Annotated in this window: 14 protein-coding genes; 7 read left to right on the forward strand and 7 right to left on the reverse strand. The window is 55.8% G+C overall.

What is annotated here, in order from left to right; translation table 11 throughout:
- Positions 1–8 precede the first annotated feature (8 nt).
- The 4 genes from SBC1_RS07125 to SBC1_RS07140 all read right to left on the reverse strand — a co-directional run bounded on the left by SBC1_RS07125 (position 9) and on the right by SBC1_RS07140 (position 3,781).
- Positions 9–1,592, reverse strand: coding sequence for a hypothetical protein (locus tag SBC1_RS07125; RefSeq protein ID WP_165089494.1), 1,584 nt, complete (start codon positions 1,590–1,592; stop codon positions 9–11).
- Between the two features lie 410 nt (positions 1,593–2,002).
- Positions 2,003–2,218, reverse strand: coding sequence for a hypothetical protein (locus SBC1_RS07130; protein ID WP_165089499.1), 216 nt, complete (start codon positions 2,216–2,218; stop codon positions 2,003–2,005).
- Positions 2,211–2,807: a hypothetical protein gene (locus SBC1_RS07135; protein ID WP_165089502.1), complete on the reverse strand. Its 597-nt coding sequence runs from the start codon at positions 2,805–2,807 to the stop codon at positions 2,211–2,213. The genes SBC1_RS07130 and SBC1_RS07135 overlap by 8 nt, the downstream gene beginning before the upstream one ends.
- Positions 2,808–3,154: 347 nt before the next feature.
- A complete protein-coding gene (locus SBC1_RS07140; RefSeq protein WP_165089506.1) occupies positions 3,155–3,781 on the reverse strand; it encodes a KilA-N domain-containing protein in 627 nt (208 codons plus the stop codon).
- A 173-nt stretch (positions 3,782–3,954) separates the two neighbouring features.
- On the opposite strand from SBC1_RS07140, the gene SBC1_RS07145 reads away from it, so the two are divergent.
- From SBC1_RS07145 to SBC1_RS07160, 4 genes are all read left to right on the forward strand, one after another.
- Positions 3,955–4,155 (forward strand): AlpA family transcriptional regulator, encoded by a 201-nt coding sequence (locus tag SBC1_RS07145; RefSeq protein ID WP_165089510.1) that lies wholly within the window; start codon positions 3,955–3,957, stop codon positions 4,153–4,155.
- A gap of 4 nt (positions 4,156–4,159) precedes the next feature.
- Entirely contained in the window at positions 4,160–4,513 is a 354-nt protein-coding gene (locus SBC1_RS07150; protein WP_165089515.1) for a hypothetical protein, read from the forward strand.
- Between the two features lie 29 nt (positions 4,514–4,542).
- Entirely contained in the window at positions 4,543–5,079 is a 537-nt protein-coding gene (locus tag SBC1_RS07155) for a hypothetical protein (RefSeq protein WP_165987496.1), read from the forward strand.
- 108 nt (positions 5,080–5,187) lie between these two features.
- On the forward strand, positions 5,188–6,813 hold the full coding sequence (locus SBC1_RS07160) for a hypothetical protein (RefSeq protein WP_165089524.1): 1,626 nt from the start codon (positions 5,188–5,190) through the stop codon (positions 6,811–6,813).
- Positions 6,814–7,224: 411 nt separating this feature from the next.
- On the opposite strand, the gene SBC1_RS07165 is transcribed toward SBC1_RS07160, so the two are convergent.
- The 3 genes from SBC1_RS07165 to SBC1_RS07175 form a co-directional block, all read right to left on the reverse strand.
- Positions 7,225–8,121 carry a hypothetical protein gene (locus tag SBC1_RS07165; RefSeq protein ID WP_165089528.1) on the reverse strand — a complete coding sequence of 299 codons (897 nt, stop codon included), beginning with the start codon at positions 8,119–8,121 and terminating at the stop codon, positions 7,225–7,227.
- Between the two features lie 97 nt (positions 8,122–8,218).
- Positions 8,219–8,809, reverse strand: a complete 591-nt coding sequence (locus SBC1_RS07170) for a hypothetical protein (protein WP_165089532.1) — start codon at positions 8,807–8,809, stop codon at positions 8,219–8,221.
- Positions 8,810–9,503: 694 nt separating this feature from the next.
- The gene (locus SBC1_RS07175) at positions 9,504–9,911 is read right to left on the reverse strand and encodes a hypothetical protein (protein ID WP_165089535.1); all 408 of its coding nucleotides are present in this window, start codon (positions 9,909–9,911) and stop codon (positions 9,504–9,506) included.
- 800 nt (positions 9,912–10,711) lie between these two features.
- Here SBC1_RS07175 and SBC1_RS07180 point away from each other — a divergent pair.
- The 3 genes from SBC1_RS07180 (at position 10,712) to SBC1_RS07190 (ending at position 14,492) form a co-directional block, all read left to right on the forward strand.
- On the forward strand, positions 10,712–11,671 hold the full coding sequence (locus SBC1_RS07180) for a hypothetical protein (RefSeq protein WP_165089538.1): 960 nt from the start codon (positions 10,712–10,714) through the stop codon (positions 11,669–11,671).
- 419 nt (positions 11,672–12,090) lie between these two features.
- Entirely contained in the window at positions 12,091–12,774 is a 684-nt protein-coding gene (locus SBC1_RS07185; RefSeq protein ID WP_165089541.1) for an HNH endonuclease, read from the forward strand.
- A gap of 491 nt (positions 12,775–13,265) precedes the next feature.
- The gene (locus SBC1_RS07190; RefSeq protein ID WP_165089549.1) at positions 13,266–14,492 is read left to right on the forward strand and encodes a hypothetical protein; all 1,227 of its coding nucleotides are present in this window, start codon (positions 13,266–13,268) and stop codon (positions 14,490–14,492) included.
- Positions 14,493–14,650: the final 158 nt, after the last annotated feature.

The following is a 14,650-nucleotide window of genomic DNA, read 5'->3' on the forward strand; positions in this document are numbered from 1 at the left end:
TGGTTCGGTTAGCGCTTGGCGCCGCCCATGGCGTACATGACTTCGATGTAGGCGCGCGCAGTCACCGCGATCTGTTTTGGATTGCTTGGGCGCTTCGGTTGCGCTTGTGCCAGGCGCTCGGCGCGCTCGGCTTTCTTCAGCGCCTTCTTCTCGGCCTTCGTGAGCTTGCGGGTGCGTTCGATGAACGCGGGCTGTGCGATCGGCTCAGGTGCTGGCTGCTCGTCCGGCTCGTCGCCATCCCGCTCACAAAAGCCGAGTTCGATGGCCGCGTCCCAGTCGCTGATCCCGTGCTCTGCTGCGTACGCGGTTACGTAGACCCTTACGCCGTCGGTTTCGATAAAGCAGCCATCCCACTCGCCTTGCTCGGTTTCGACGGCATCCGCAACGGACTCAGAAGCGCTCAGGACTGGCTCGACGGCTTCAGGCAATGCCACGGCATCGGCGATGGGCTCTAAAAGCTCTGCGGGATTGCCGCCGCAACGCTGGTTAACCCCGGAATCCCTGAAGCATCCGCGCGAATAGGAGCGGTTATTCTTTACAGAACTCGCCCTTAGCGTGCGCTCGCTTCCGCAATCGCACAGGAAGCGCCACAGCGCCTTACCGGTTCTATCCTTGCCCTCGTACGACACCGCCGTGAGCATGCCGAAGCGCTGGCCGGCGACATCGAAGACCTGCGTTCCCGGTACGCGCTTGATAGATGGCTCGCTGACGGGCTTGGCGACATCAACATGCGCAACGGGAGCGGGAACGGCAACGAACAGCTCCGCGGGCTTGTGGGCGAACGCGGGCCAGTCCTTTGCAATCCACTCGACGAAATCGGCGAGGTCAGAACCGAAGCCGTAGTCGGAAACGGTCTCTTCGAACGATTGGCGATACGCTGCATCCTCTTCGCGGCTGAGTGCAGGCAATGGCTGCGGCCTCGGCTTACGCTGCTTCGCCGCTTCACTCGGATCGCCGAAGACCTGATGCCATGCCGGGGATGCGGCCGGCGCGTCTACCGTCGGCGCTTTGTTCGGCGCTTCGATGCTGCCGTACTTCTTCAGGCGATAGCTTGCCGTTTGGTGGCTTACCCCGGCTTGGCGCGCGGCATATGCGATCGTGTCGGGGCGCGGCTTACGTGGTGCGGGCGTTTCGATGCTGCCGCTGTTCTTCTTCGCGCGAGACCGGGCAGTCCCGGGATTTACCCCGGCTTCGCGTGCGATATCGTTGAACGTCTTCGGCTTCTCGGCGGGCTGCATGACGGTGCCGCTCATGAAGCATTCGACGATCACGCAACCCGGATGGATGCGCGCGACATACCGCTCACACTCGGCGCGACCCGTGCGCAGGCCGATATCCAGCGTGCGCCACTCGCCAGCCGCATTCTCGATGGTGATCGTGGCTTGCTGAAGGTGCGCCCACTTGACCGGCTTAGCGCCTTTGGAATTAGCGCCGCGCTCGACCTCACGCTGTCTGTTAAAACAGTTGATACATAGAGTGAAATCTCGCACAAGTCGGAAGCGGCCGATGTACCGCGTGGCGGTGCTGCCATCGCGCTCGCAACGGATGCAGCTTTGGCTGTTCGCTATCGCGGAGAGTGTATGGCGGTCCATCTTTGGGGTGTCGCCAGCAGCGTGAGCGGCCCCGATTTTGCATCCCTTGCAGGATAACGGGGCATTTGCGCGAGTGTAGTTCGCGGCGCAGGCTTCTTTGGTGAGTACGCAACGGAGGCGATCGCACGTGAATACCTGAAGCGTCTCGAAATCCGGGTGCGGATGGAAATGGACAGATGCAAGGTCCTGCGTGAAGACGGGCAGGATTGTGCTGCGGGTTACTCCATTCTGATTTGCCCCGAATCCCATGTTTCCGCCTATCCGTCTAGTTCCGATAGATAGAGGCTCACGTCACTACTTTTTCCCTCAAAGTGGTCATTTTGCCATGTTGAATATAGGGAAAAGTTGGCCCGATCGGGCACGAAAAAGCCCGGGGTCGCCGGGCTCGTTGCTAACGCATTGCGTGAGGATTACTTAGCGCCAGCCGCGTCGCGCAGGCGCATGCAGAGCCCTGCGTCTACGGTGTTGATCCGGTTGTCGCGCACCTGACTAAGCGCGGCATCGGCCGCCAGTGCATCGGCGGCGCTGAGCTTCCCTGATGCCACTGCTGCCGATGCGATCGCCCGGAAACGCGCCGTGTCCTGGAGAGGCGCGATCCTCGATATCAAGACTGAGCGCTTAGCCACGGCAAGCCTCCTGGAGCGCCTTCATGAGATCGGGTGTCAGGGTGTTGGTGAGGTGGACGCAGGTCTGAATTTTTTGCGCGGTCTGCGGGTCAAGGCGACCATGGTGCATGAGCGTGCTTGCCGCTTTGAGCAGGTCTTCAGGCGACAACGGCTTCGGCTTTTTCTTCGCGGAAATCGACTGTTCACGTAAGGCAGAACCGCCGCTAAGATCGGGCATCGAAGTGCCATACCCGGCCGTGAGCGACTTGCGCAGCGGATTCGCCACGCCGAGATCCTTTGCGACCTTGTCAAACGCGGGTGTGAGGGACTTCAGCATAGAGCCCTTCGGCGCGGCCTTCCGGCCCGCTTTGAGTTGGCGCATGAGTTCCGCTTGGTTGAGGCTGTCCTCCGTCGACACTGCCTTTGCCATCTGCTCTGCGCCGCCGTTCTCGCGCACGTACTGACGAAGGCCGGCGAGCAGCTTGTCGAATGCGCCGGCATTCTTTCCAATGGTGCGCGGCACGCTGTTCGCTTCCAGGACGGCCTTGCGCTTCATGCCCGCACGTTCAGCTTCTGCATCCGGGTCGCGGCGGTGATCGACGCCGATCAATGTCTCGTCCTTCGTGCTCGAAGCGATTGCCTTCTGCGGATTGCTGGGCACGACCGAATGCGTAGAGTGCTGTCCGTTGCCGGTAAGGTGTGCGTGCAGCGCGGATGCATGAGCTTGGCTCTTACCCATGATCGAGTGGGTGCGCACCCCGAGGTTACCGAGCAACGCAGCGTGTGCCTTGCTCCCATCGAAATATGATTCGTACATTTTGGTTCCTTAGCGGCGTCCCGCGATGGTTTTGACGACGTTCGTCTAGTGGAATCGTGCGATCACGTCGGGTGCCGCGGAGTCCGGTTGCGCCATGCGGCGGAAAGTTGCGCCGCATGACTCAATTGCGTGAAGCCGCCTCAGTTTTGAGCTGGCCACTTGCGTACGCGCTTCGGCTTCGGCTTCGGCTTCGACTTGGCCGCCTCAAACATCGGCGCTGGGTCAAATCCCGGGAAGCACGCCTGAAGACCCGCCACCGCCTCGATGACTGCAGACCGCAACGGCGGCACGGTGGTTTTGCTCCTCGCGAGTTTGCTGGCGCAGCGGCTCACGTCAGATACCTCGTCATTCAAGCGCTTTTCTGCGCGCAAAGCCTTCTGGCTCGCCGATAGCTGTTCGTCTGAGTTCTGCGAATACGCGAAATCAAGAGCAACCATCGCATCCAGGTACACGTCGCCGTGCAGGCTTGCCGCGTACGCGAGAAGCACGTAGCGATGTCCGTAAGCGCCGCGCATGCTATTCGGCCCGGTCGTCACTGACTGCACGACAGGTGACCGTGAATTCACGGTGACCTTTGATTCGATTGATGCGATGAGACGCTTCGTTTCCTTCTGCCGCAAGAATGAGTACGGATCATCGTGCTTGGTAGCGAACCCGCGCTCGACCGCAATCTTATGAAGGTCTTTCAGGCGGTAAAGATTGGCGTCGTTCGTGGTGATCTGCGCGCCAAGCACAACCAGTTCCGTTTTCGGTTTATCGGGTTTCATCGTAGCGCTCCTATGCGCGAGTAGTGGGATGAAACCATCCTGAAATCACGACGCAAAACTGATAGCAACTTAGCCGCAGACCAAAAAGTTATCGACTCAGGTGACGCGAAAAAGTCGTGATACGAACATGCAATCAAACGACGCAACTTGAAACCAACCGTGAGGTACTGAATGTGAGTGACCAGACAACGGGGCAGGGCGCGGACCTTATCTCAATCGCAGACGTGGCCGCTTTCCTGTCTATTTCGAAGCAAGCCGCCGCCCGCATCGCTGCTGGCGACAAGACATTCCCCCGCGCTTTCAAGCTCAATGCGCGGACCCTGAAATACAGCCGCGTCGAAGTGCTCGCGTGGCTGGCATCTAAGAAAGGATGACGTGATGACCGCAACGAAACAGACCGCGAAGAAAACCGCCAACACTACGGAGACAGACGTGTCCGAACTGAAGACGAAGATCGAAGCCGCACGGAGCGCCCTGCAAAAGGCTCTTGTCGCCGGTGACCGCACCGACCAACTTCGTGCATACCTGCGCGAGTTGGAGGCAGAACAGCAGCGCGCAATTGATGCGCAAGCTGCTACCGAGGCCGCCAAACGCGTCGCTACGGCATCCGCAGAGGCTGAGCGTGAGGCCCGCATCCGTGAGGCGACGCATGAGCTTGGGGCGGCCCGCCAAGCGCGTTTTGCTGCCATCCATACTGGGCTTGTGCCAGTTACCCGCTCCATCTCCATCTAACCGATACCTGACATAAAGGATTGCTTACCATGACTCACATTCTCGAAAAGCTGGCCCGTGCCCGCGCCGCTCAAGTCGATGCCGCCACGGCCCTCGAACAAGTAACGCAGGCGAATTCTGCGCTTCTCGTTCGCATGGCAGAAAGTCGCGCCAAGTCAGAAGAGGCCGTCCGCGAAACAAAGGCAAATGGCGATCCGGATGGCAAGTGGGCGATGCAGTTGCGCCTTGCTCTTGACGACCAAGCCGACATTAAGAGCATGCTGACTGGCTCGCAGGCGGTGCTCAACGAGCGCTCTGCTGCGGCGTCCGCCGCTACTTCGGCCGCGCACTCGACTGAGTCGGCCGCGCGCACAGAGGAGACCGAGATTCAGGCCAAAGAGCTTGACGACGTTATCCGCGTACTCGACGCGAAGCTGTGCGAGGCCGTGCAGCGCCGCATGGCATGCCAGAACATCATGCATCCCAGCAAATTTGGCGCAACGTCGTGCTTCAAGTTCTACCAAGCGAGTTCGCTGCTGAAGAACATCGTGACCCATTCTCAGGTATCCGCCGGCAACGTCTCATAGGCAATCGAAGGCCCGCCACGCGCGGGGCTTTTCTGAAGCCACCATATGCCTAAGCGCCCTAAAGGGTGCAATCGATGCCCCGCAAATCATTTAACCTCATGGACAAGCATGCAAGTAAAAATCCGTAAGCCCAATATCAAGATTCTTCTGCACAAGGTGGTGACGCGTACGAGTGCTGCTGGCAACGTGTCAAGCGGCACGGGAAGCGGTGCGCCGATGGGCTTCTCGACAAACTCAATTGCGCCATCAACCTTGTCGGCCCCGCTGGGTCAGTCCGATTCAACGGCAAACATTGTTGACGTTACGCCGTGGCTCGGTGAGGGCTCTGTCGTACACGTCCAGAAATCGGTGCGTGACTCGGCGGGCGCGTTTTCGATTGACTTTGTCGATCAGGTGACAAATGGCTTGACGGATACCCTGTCTGCGCTTTTTGAGCCAAACGACATGATTGAGATTCGCTTCGCTTCGGATGCCTATAAGTACGCCGGCGCGCAAGGACAAAAGCTTCCAATCATGATGCGCGGCTTCGTGTCGAAAGTTAGTCGCAGCCAGACCATGAGCGCGGACGGAAAACCGCGCCGTACAGTTCATGTTATGGGCCACGACTATCACAAGATTTTGCAGATCATTCAGATTTTCAACATGCCGTCTACGCCAGAGGCCGCGAACCTCATTTCGAGTTTCCCGATGTTCTCGAAGTACGGGCCAGCCTTCAATGTCCTGAAATCTACAGAATTCCTGCTGACTGTTTTCGGTCAGATCGTCAACAAGTATATATCTGGCATGCAGGTGGCGGGTGCGACATCGGGCGCGGCGTTGGCCGAGATCGCGAGCGATATTCAGGTTCCCGATGCGCTCATGTCGGTGCAACTTGGCGCGTTCAACGGCGGCAATGTGCAGGAACTCCTGCAGGAATATCTCGACGTCGGGCCGTTCAACGAGTTCTTTATTGAGGACCGCGACGCGGGCACATGGGGTCCCGCTGGTCCGTATGCTGTCTATCGCCCCATACCGGCGCTTGGGGCGGCCACTCGCATGCCCCTGCAGCCGATTCAGAATTCCGTGACGACTGGCGTGGACCCGGCGAGCAGCCTGGCGCCGTGGGCGAATGTCGTGCAGATCGATTTGTCGTCAATCATCTCCCTCACTAGCGATCGCTCGGACGCGAACGTGGCGAACCTTTACTGGGTGGATGCGCCGCGCTTCAATATGAACTACGGCCCCCTGACAATGGAGTACGCGACTTACGCCGCGCAGCAGGGCGCAGTTCCGTTCTACCTGACCGGGTATCAGAACGTCAATCCGTTGCTCTACGGCCTTCGCAAGATGGAAGTTCATACGCAGCAGGGCGCCCCGACCGAGACCGACAGCGGGAACGGGACCGCTGCCGGCGCGCAACGCTATGCGAATAAAGACAGCTTCCTCTCATGGATCGACAACCGCCGCAATCTGCTGATCGCCCTGAATCAAGATAATGTCGTATTCGAAAGCGGCGACATGCGGCTCATGGGCCACGAAAAGATTCGCGCCGGGACTTACGTACAGGTCAACTACGGCAACCAGATTCAGTCGCTTCATTACGCGCATTCGGTGACCCACGTATATGAGCCGTTCGGCTCATACTTTACTGAGGTTTCATTTGATCGCGGTACTAATTTCATTGACCGGATCACGGCGAATAAGAGTGGGGTCTCGCCGTATTACTCGGAAATGATTCAACCGGGAGGTCAGTAACGCGGGGACCACAAGGGCAAGCGGGCAAGCGCTCGGCATCGTTGTTGCTGTCTACCCTGTGGCGCCCTTAAGTTTAGTCTAGGGGTCACGGGACCCGTCAGCCAATGCCGGAACGGCTCTCGTCTGACGCATTTGTCACGTTGACCTGGCGTCCGACTGAAGTACTCTCAGGCTGACAGGCATTTGGCTATCGACGCCAGGACGAACATTGGCGTAGTCGAAAGGCAGGGACCGGGCAGAAGCAGCCGGTCGACATAGTCTCGTGGATCGTCGACATTCTCTGTCGATTGGACGATGAGGCCAAGATTACATGGACGGTTCTAACGTATGCAGGCGGCCAACGGGGAGCAAATCAGTCTGGCTCTTTCGGACCCCTTCACATGCGGATTCCCGCAAAAGCAGCGTGAACACTCAAATATGATAGGGCCGATAAATAAAGTCGTTGCCGCGGATGCGCGAATTTAGAATCTCAATCTCGTTTATTCCGTCAATCCACCTTGGAGTGTACTTGAAGGAATTGTTGTTAGGGTCCTCACCGACCAGTTTGTCGAGGTTCTCGATCGAATCCGATAGTGTGACGTAAATCGATTGCTTTTCTCCTGCAATCCCCTGAAGAAAAGTACTTAATACGCCAGGAACTCCCTGAAACCTCTCTGGCTTTGACAGATCAGTCTTTGTTGAGAAGACGTAACGACACTCCGGCCGATGGTTCTTAATTTTCCCGACGAAAACTAACCAAATGGTGGCTAGCACATGATATTCATGTGCCGCGATCGGGAAGACTTCGTATCGGTTAGCGACAGCTGTCGACTTTTGCCGCTTCAGATCAATAGGTTGCGGATCTTTGGAATATAGCTGTTCGATAGGCGCAGAATGCTCGCCGGCTATTGCTCGAAAACTGGTTTTTGGAGTGTAGCGCCGATAACTGAAAACATTCTTTGGATCTAGCGAATTCGGGATATCAATTTCGAAAATATATTCTATGTCCACGGTGAATGCATGGTCGTTGCCATGGGCCTCGTCAAAAAACTCGATTGGTTGCGATAATGAAATAAGCACGGAGCCTTTCTCGGCTATGACGCTTTGAAGGACGGTATTCAGAAAGCAGGGCACACCACCGAAAAAAAAGCCCTCCACATCCTGATAGCCGGTATGAATTCTAAAGACATATCGCCGCGCTGGCTCTTTTCCCTGCGAGAACAGGTGCGCAACAAGGTAAAGATCCCACCACCAAAAATTTGGGGCCACCGCATCCCCTTGGTGTACCGCGATCGGCTTGATCTCGTATCGGTGCAGGTCATTCGGCATGTTATTTCTCCGCTGGTTATTACCTTCGAATTTTGACACTGTCTATGATAAGTTCGATATGGCAAATTAATTCTAGTACGTTTCAAGTATTGGTGATCTAAATGTGGATGTTTTGGCCATTGCTCAGCAATTCACCGGGCCACCATTTTTGGGGGTCGATAGTAATGTTCCGGTATTCGATTTCGCCATAACCTGAGTCGTTAACGGCTATATATACCGGAACCGGATCCCCGCTACCGACTACCGAGAATGTCCCAGCAGAGGATCCAGACACTAAATCGTTGACTTGAACAAGAAACGTCTCGCCCGTTAAGCGATTGTCCCCGTCCAAATAGATCGTGTAAGTCTCATTTTTAGAGGACCGCTGGCTTTGCGGGAGATCATCTGCGTAGTAGGTCCCTGATGGCGCGCTTTCGCCAAAGACCGTGTCTGCAACGTTCCAGCTTGCTTTACCTGAAATTACGCGAACACGCGCGCGAACGTTGAGGCCGTAATGAATCGGGTGCCCATACGGAGGATACGTGCCTGTTCCTGCGACAGGCTGCGCAATAGGATTGCCTACTGGTTCATCATTGACATCGTAATACTGAAACACGAATCGAACGTCATGGTTTGTCCGGTTCTTAAAAAGGTAGTCTTGACCATCGTCGGGTTCATCGGAGCGCTGCGGTTCGTCAGTTGAAGACATTGTTGCGCCTCCCTACCTGGATGAGTGATTGAAAGCCTACGTCTTATCTGTATTGGTCCAGCGTAGGATCAATTCGCGACGGTTACAAGGTTTGCGTCCGCTTTGTCAGTGAAGGATGGGTGCCCTCGGCACATGCCATAATCGACCCGCCGGGGCGGCGTCGCGGTAACGCGTTATGCGAACTGTGGCATGCGTCGCTTCATGAATGCGCGGTCAAGGCTGAGCATGCAGGCGTGAGCATCAATCTGGTCAGGGGGCATCGGTAGTTCTGCGTCGTTAAAAGCAGCTATGCGCAGTTTCATTTGCGCTATTGCCCGTGCTGACGGAGGCGTGCAAGGACTTGTTAGTTGATCGCTGTTAAAGTCAATCGCGCAGCGTGGCGTGCACAAGACGCGCTGGAGCACGCTTCGCCCATGAAGCAGATGACCGGTATTGACTCGATCTGAGTTCGCGATACTGGGCAATGGCTGGGCGGCAAGGCGGCCGTTGCAACGCTCGATTGATTTCAGCACCGAATGACCGCTTCGGGGAAAGAGCAGAGACCGCTTTGGGTCGTTCAGCGACATTCGACACGCTGCGGACTCGTGACGCAACCATAAAGCCAGTGCCCGAATAGCTTCCGGGTGCTGTCGCAAGATCATCCAAAATTCGGGGCGCCTTCGGGTGGCCCTCTTATTTTGTGTGGCCGGGGCCCTTAGTACTTTTGCCCGTTGAGCCGGGCCACGATATCAGTGAGCATGGCATCAATCTTCGGTTTGATCGCGTCCTCTGGCTCACCGTCCTCAATAGCCTGCATCATCTGCACGGTCTGCGACGCGACCCACATGAACAAGCCCGCGCCCGGGTCGCCGAAGGCTTTGGTCTCGTCCGGAAGCAGGTACATGCAGAGCGCCCGGCCGTGCGGCGTGAGTGCAATGGCTGCACTGGCGGCCCGTGCCTCGCGCTGAATGGCCTGTAGTGGATTCTGTGCACCATCATCGCCACGGTGCCACGCGGCGCGCAGGAACAGGACGCGCGAAGCGAACTGCCTGACGAGCGCCTCAATCAATTCCGGGCTGGCGGTGGACGGGCGTCGCGGCACCACTTTTTCGGTTGCTTCCATCGCTGCTCCCTTGTGAACGCACTTTTATTGTTTAAATGCCTAGAGCCGTTCCATGGCACTGTCCCGAGTTTGACGCGCAACTTGATCAACGACTTACTTCTTTGATTCGAAGTTGCCGGGCACGATGCGCGGCGCAACTGTCGAAGTACGAGCTTTTCGCGTGCCGGTCGTCCGTGGTCGTGCGGTTGCTTGCTTGGCTTCTCGGCACGCCTGGCGCGCTGCTTCGGGAATGTGTTCTTTAGATCGCGGATCTCGGCGTCGGTGAGCGTCCGGCTTCCCGGACTGCTTGCAAGTCATTGATTTCATTCAATTCCAGAGCCGATCCGCAATTACCCGCCTCCTCGCACAGCGCTGCCAGCGTAACCATTACGCCGCCGACTTCGCATCAGGCCTATGGCACGTTGCACGCTGCCTGCATCGCTGCGGCTGTCCCCGTGGTGGTTGAGGAGCCGGAGAACGTCCTTAACTGCCTGCTTAGGCTACTTCCGTTTGATCGACATCGATCCCCAGCTTAAAAATGACGCAACAAGTCAATGGCTTGTGCCCCGCTCAGGTCCAGAAACGCCGAAGCAGCGCTTCCGCAAGGACGATGGCTATGCCGACGGCGTACAGGCGCCACGTTGTGCGCCGCTCGAATGCTTCGATTGCAGAGTGCATCGCCTGAGTCCTCGATTCGACCGGCCTAGCCGTGTTGGATACACCATACAACAAAAGGGCGGGGTAAAACTGAGCTAATCTATGCCCGGTCGTGGAGGCGCTTGCCGGTGGCTCCCGTTAAAAGTCCCATGAGAAAGACCTAAATGAAAATGATGAGAGCGGCAACTATTCTGGTTTGCGCTATCAGTTGTCTATCCGGTGCGGCAGGTGCGGCGGTAGAGCAGGCGCATGGTGCCGCTAGTACAGCTAAGGGCGATGGCCGCCATGAAGTGGATAAACCGCCTTTTCAGCAGCCTATTTCAGTCAGTATCGTTAGATCGCCAGAGGATGAGCGAAGATTAGCCGATGGCGATCACAAGGAAGCAGCTAAAGAGTCGAACGATAAACTCGTTGCATATTCGACGGTGGCGCTTGCCGTGGTTACTTTGGCGTTGGCTGTCTGGACTGGGCTGTTATGGAAAGCAACGGTACGACTTGGCCGAGACGCGAAGGAAACCAGCGAAAGACAATCAGAAGAAATGCAAAGGTCTATCGCTGAAGCGACGAGGGCGGCGACGGCAATGGAGGCTGTTGCATTGGCGGCTGGGGTGAGCGCACGCGCCAGTACCGACAGTGTCGCAACATTAAAAGAAGTTACGACAAAGCAGATGCGCGCTTATTTGTCGGTTGTCATGAATGGCGGTGTTTTCCAAGAAAGAGACAAGGGGCTTTATTTTGGAATAAATCCGATTTTGACAAATAGTGGGCATACGCCAGCGCACAGCATACGTTATTGGGCAAAGGCTGGAGTGTATGATTTTCCTCTCCCCGATAATTTTGATTTTTCAGATGGCGAGGATTCGGTGGTGACTAGTTTTGCGCTGGGGCCGCATCAAACAGTTGTGTTAAATGCGAGGCTGCCTGACTTCGTGGATGATGGCGAGGCTCAGGAGATAAAAGCCGGAAGGAATAAGCGAATCCATATTTGGGGCAAGGTGTCGTATTTGGACGTTTTCGGACAGGAGCGTTTTACGCGGTTCTCGCATAATATTTTTTGGTTCGGCCCGGCAGGAGAGGAGAAGTGGAGCGGGACTTACTGTAGTCCATTTAGCGAATCTACATAGACGCCATACGTGTCTGCAGTGGATCGACTACAGGCATCGCTTTCCGGCGTCTGGTGGCGCTGGCGGCGGTTCTGATATCAGACCTCCCTTCCTGAAACGCTCGTCCACGAACAGAGTCCGTCTTTTTTCGAGCGCGACGAAATTTGACTTTGTCTCGGTGCGTCAAGCTTTGTGAGCAGAACCGTGGTTGGTATCCAGGTCGCGAGCGAGCGCCCTTAGCCGAACGACTTCGGATACCAGTCGCTTGATGCCGTGATCTGGACTAGCGACGAGCACTCAGTCGCGCCGTCGTGCGTGCAGTTCGTGTGTTGACGGCGACGAAAAATCGGGCAGTCTGGAGCGAGGCATGCAAGCTCCCGAAAACGGTAAGAAATGTAGGCGAATGAAGTCCCATCTGTAACAAGGGCCTAAGGAATAATATGACACACGGGCATACACGCGTTCCACCGAAAGGCGCTTGCATTTACTGCGGAAAAACCGGTTGCAAACTAACTGATGAACATATTCTCCCGTACTTTATTGGCGGGCAGCACGTGATAGATGAGGCGAGCTGCGACCGTTGTGCGAGGATTACGTCGAAATTTGAACTTGATGTTGGAAGGGATTTGTGGGGTGATGCGCGAGTAAGTTTCGGTGCGCCATCGAGGAGAAAAAACAAACGTCCGAAATATTTTTCTCATCCAAATAAATTCGCGCCTCATTATCCGATAAAGGTTCCGTTCTCAGATTATCCGGCCGCGATGATCTTCTATAAAATGCAGCCTGCCGGAATCTTGGTTGGCTTGCCGTCGAGCGTAAATCAGGCGGGGAGATGGGAACTTATTTCAATCGCAGATAAAGCCAAGCTCAATCAGTTCAAGTTAGAGTACGGCGTTGATCCGATTGCGCGATTTAAACATGTGCCGGATAGCTTTGCTCGCCTTCTTATAAAAATTGCATATGGTCAGGTGCTTTGTTCGCTCGATCCGGCAGACTTCAATGCGATCTGCCTCCCGTACATCTTGGAAGAAGGTAGGAACTATTCATATATTGTAGGAGGGCGTTGGGATCTTCCACCCCCCCTCAGCCGGGAATTGGTTATACGCTCAATACAAATTGCATAAAATTCTCGAACAGATTGTTGATCGTAGTTGATGTCCGACTCGTAGCTAATTGCGAAACTCCGGTTTATCACGTTGTGGTAGGCGATGTAACGGGAAAAGTCGAAATTGCCAAAGTTCTTGCGAAAATCGCGGCCACAGTATCGGTCGAAGTTGCCGCGGATCATAGCTATTCAAAGCCTTTAGATCCTAGTTTTCACTGGATGCCGGCAAGATGGCCATTGCCCGCGTGGCAATAAAACGGCTTTCCCAGAACCGTGAGAAGTGTCAGGCGCGGAGGTTTGGCGGCGCGTCTAGAGATGACCGCAGAGGCTGCTCCCATTCCGAAACGGGCGCCGGCCTCTGTCCCGGAGCGACCGGACCCGTTTTCAGGCGAATGATCCGGATTTATGACGCCAGCTAGCCAATAATGCGGGTTTGGATGCGCGGTTAAGCTATCGTCTGGAAAAGATTCGCTAACTAGTAAAAGCGGTATAGGTCACGGTGAGGCACAAATGGCCAGTTTTTTCGGGGCAATTCAGAATTGGTTCAAAGGGGATTTTTACGGCCGGCACCTTGGACTGATCCTCCAGGAAGTCGGGACTCGTCGGCCGGAGGCGGTCACGTCGTTCGTAAGCGATGTGTTCGGCATTCCCCGCAGGACACTGCGCAACGCGCGTTTTCAAGCCGAATATTCTTTCGTGGGCCAGCGAGGATGGCGTCGCGCTGACCTTGCAATTTTCATTGAGGATGAAGACGAGCCTGTCATTCTCGTTGAGATCAAATATCACGACAAGCCATTGCCCGAGACTAACTTGAAGCCTGCCCAACTCGCCGACTACAAAACTTGGCGTGAAGCCGACAGCAGCAAGCGGCATGTTCTATTGCTTACACGTGAGCTTTATCGGGCCGACGGTATCGAAGTCCGGCGTTGGGACGCACTGACCCATCACTTGCGTAGATATTCGGAGCGCTCTCAGTCCGATCTTGTTGATATGCTGGTTAGTTATCTCGAAGAGGAAGGCAACGCAATGCAGAAAATTGATGGTCACGCGTTGACTCGATACCTGAAGCGATTCGTGTGTGACAGGACTTCAGGCGCGAACAATTTCAGTGGGCCGATCGAATTCTCGAACTTGCTGAAGAACATGCAACTCATTTCCGGATTCTTCCACGGACACTTCAAGGCGGCATGGAAAAATGCCGGTGAAAAAGGGGAAGGCGACAACGGCGCGAGGAAAGTTGCAACTATTGATTTCAGGGTTTTTCCGCGTGTCAAGCCTGCGACCCGAGGCGGGTTGTTGGTCGATGACGAGGGGATGATTGTCGTCGACCGTATGAACGGTGGGCAAATCCTTGTCTTCGCCAGGCACTCGCTCGGTGGCGGCTCAAAATGGCTTCGAGTTAACTACGGTATCTTGCTCGATATCTCTCCCGGCGACAGAAACACCAACCCGCCGAAGACGTACCTTTTCGCCGAGATTTTGGGCCCTGGTTTGATGGTGGTGGAGAAGCGAGTTTGGATCCAGCGTCCAGTCAACTACGCATCCGTGACCGACGATGCAGATCGCACTTCTGGAAAGATCGAATCTAAGCTCAACAGCATCATCCTTGATGCTATCGACCAGACACTGACCGCAGAACTAATCTCGGTGCCAAAGCAGAAAACCGCGATCTCTATGTTGCGAGACTCTTTGGCGAGCGGTGAGCAACCGCTATTTTCGCCAGCGTCGAGCGTTTAAAAGTCCTGTTCGTCGCTTTTCTGAGCTAGCTGTTACGCAGGAGAGCGGATAAGCGCTTGCACGTTCCAAGGAGTGAATGAGCGCCGCACTCTGAAAACTGCCGATTTGCTGACGCATGGTTTAGTGTGCGGGTTGGATCGTCAAGCGACTATCGCGAC

Origin of the sequence: Caballeronia sp. SBC1, assembly GCF_011493005.1 — a bacterium.
Taxonomy (GTDB): domain Bacteria; phylum Pseudomonadota; class Gammaproteobacteria; order Burkholderiales; family Burkholderiaceae; genus Caballeronia.